Source organism: Stenotrophomonas sp. HMWF023 (assembly GCF_003060985.1).
GTDB classification, from domain to species: Bacteria; Pseudomonadota; Gammaproteobacteria; order Xanthomonadales; family Xanthomonadaceae; genus Stenotrophomonas; species Stenotrophomonas lactitubi.
Genome location: NZ_QAIJ01000100.1, coordinates 1 through 2,446, shown reverse-complemented (window position 1 = coordinate 2,446; position 2,446 = coordinate 1). Strand labels below are relative to the sequence as shown.

Genomic DNA, 2,446 nt, shown 5'->3' with positions numbered 1-2,446 from the left:
CATACGTATTCTTCGACGGTGAGGCATAGGCCACGTTGACCCGCGGGTCGAGCGCGATCTCGGCCACCTTCGGGCTGTCGGCAGCGGTGGCGAACCACAGGTCACCATCGAAGGCGACCTGCTGGGTGCCGAGCGGACGGCTGTAGAGACGCCCGTCGACACCGCGGGTGGTGAACATCGCCACCTCCACGTCCTTGATCAGTTCGGCCAGCTGGGCAATGTGTTCGGTACGGGACTGGTCCATGGGGGACTCCGGAGGTGTGAGTCCCCATCAGACGCGCCTGCGCCGCAAATTGCCGTGACGCAATTGTTCAGCCCGCGTGGCGGGCATGCCAGGCATGCATCGCCAGCTCGAAAGAGCGGAGGCGCGCGCGGTGGTCGTACAGGTTGGCGGTAAGCATCAATTCGTCGGGCTGGTGGCGTTCGACGAACGCCGCGATACCGTCGGCCACCTGCTGTGGATCACCCAGCACGGTGCACGCCAGCGCCCGCTCCACGCCCAGTTTCTCGTGCGGCTCCCAGAACGATTCGATGTCGTCGATCGGCGCCGGGATCTTGCCCGGACGGCCGCGACGCAGGTTGACGAAGCTCTGCTGCTGGCTGGTGAACAGCCGGCGCGATTCGGCTTCGCTGTCACTGGCCACCACGTTCAATGCCAGCATCGCGTGCGGTTGCTTGAGCGTGGCCGAAGGGCGGAATTCGCGACGATACACCGCCAGCGCTTCATCCATGGAATCGGGGGCGAAGTGCGAGGCAAAGGCGTACGGCAGGCCCATCGAGGCGGCCATGCGCGCGCCGAACAGGCTGGAACCGAGGATCCAGGTCGGCACCCGCAGGCCGCCACCGGGTACGGCCTGCACCGCCTGCCCCGGCTGCACCGGTTCGAAGTAGTGCAGCAGTTCGCGCACGTCCTGCGGGAACTGGTCGGCGCTGTCGAAATAGCGGCGCAGGGCGCGCGCGGTCGGCTGGTCGGTACCCGGTGCGCGGCCCAGGCCCAGGTCGATACGGTCCGGGTACAGCGACGCCAGCGTGCCGAACTGCTCGGCCACCTGCAGCGGCGCATGGTTGGGCAGCATGATGCCGCCGGCGCCGACACGGATGCGTTTCGTACCACCGGCCACGTGGCCGATCAGCACTGCGGTGGCGGCACTGGCGATGCCAGGCATGTTGTGGTGTTCGGCCAACCAATAGCGGCGGTAGCCCAGCGCATCGGCATGCTGGGCCAGCTCGAGCATGTTGGCGAAGGCGGCAGTGGTATCGCTGCCCTCGCAGACCGGGGCCAGGTCGAGGATCGACAATGGGATCATCAGGCGGTTTTCCGTCACAGGATCCCCTGTTGATGGGGTCACCCTGCCCCTGCGGCCAGTGCCGGTAGCGGGACGCTGATTCCTGTGGGACGGATTCAGCGCCACCGGCCTGTGTAGAGCCGAGCCCACGCTCGGCTGCATTTCCCCGGTGCACAGCAGCCGAGCGTGGGCTCGGCTCTACACAAGGCGGGTCAGAACGCGCTGGGGCGGGGTTCCGGCAGCGGTTCGTCCACCAGCGGCTTCAGTTCGGCGTCCAGCGCCACGCGTTCGTCGAACACGAAGCATCGGCCTTCGTAGCCCTCGCCGCCCACTTCCTCGAAGTAACCGAGGATGCCGCCATCGAGCTGCAGCACGTTGTCCATGCCGTCATTGAGCATCCACAGCGCCGCCTTCTCACAACGGATGCCGCCGGTGCAGAAACTTACCACGGTGCTGTCCTTCAGCGCCTCGCGATGGGGTGCCAAGGCTTCGGGCAGATCGGTGAACTTGTGGATGGGCAGCACCAGCGCGTCCTTGAAGGTGCCGTACTCGATCTCCTGCAGGTTGCGCGTATCGAGCATCACCACGGGCTTGCCAGCATCATCGTGCCCCTGCCGCAGCCAGCGCTGCACGGTGGCGGGATCGATCGCCGGCGCGCGCGGGTAGTCCAGCGGCTGGCCATCGTCCCGGCGGAAACTGATGATCTCGTCCTTGACCTTGGCCTTCAGCCGCGCGAACGGCTGGTGCTCGCTGAAGCTGGTCTTGACCCGCATCTCAGCGAAGCGCGCATCCGCACGCAGTTCCGCGTAGAAGCCATCGATAGCAGACGGTGCCCCCGCCAGGAACAGGTTCAGCCCCTCGCCCGCCACCAGGATCGTGCCCTGCAGGCCGGATGCCTCGGCACGCGACTGCAGCTGGTCACACAGGGCCTGCGGAGCGTCGATGACGGCGAAATGATAAGCAGCGGTATTGGCGATCATTCCGCCATTTTACCGCCTGACCGCCCCCGTATCAGCCTCCACCGTTCATCCACGCATGGCGTGGATCTACCACAGTGTCGACCAAGGTCGACATCTACCGACAGCACCCGGAAACCGGCCAAGGCGGGGCGGTGTGGGCAGGCGGGGGCGCAGAGCGCCATGGATGGCGCTCTACGAGGC

2 protein-coding genes and 1 pseudogene are annotated in these 2,446 nt (G+C 66.4%); all 3 read right to left on the bottom strand.

The window, feature by feature from the left end; translation table 11 throughout:
- Positions 1-184: pseudogene (locus tag DBR20_RS22690) on the bottom strand (pyridoxamine 5'-phosphate oxidase family protein); the annotation flags it as partial.
- Positions 185-311: 127 nt separating this feature from the next.
- Complete coding sequence (locus DBR20_RS05105; RefSeq protein WP_100552129.1) at positions 312-1,307, bottom strand: LLM class flavin-dependent oxidoreductase; 996 nt, start codon at positions 1,305-1,307, stop codon at positions 312-314.
- Between the two features lie 191 nt (positions 1,308-1,498).
- Positions 1,499-2,266 (bottom strand): sulfurtransferase, encoded by a 768-nt coding sequence (locus tag DBR20_RS05100; protein WP_108265430.1) that lies wholly within the window; start codon positions 2,264-2,266, stop codon positions 1,499-1,501.
- Between the last annotated feature and the right edge of the window lie 180 nt (positions 2,267-2,446).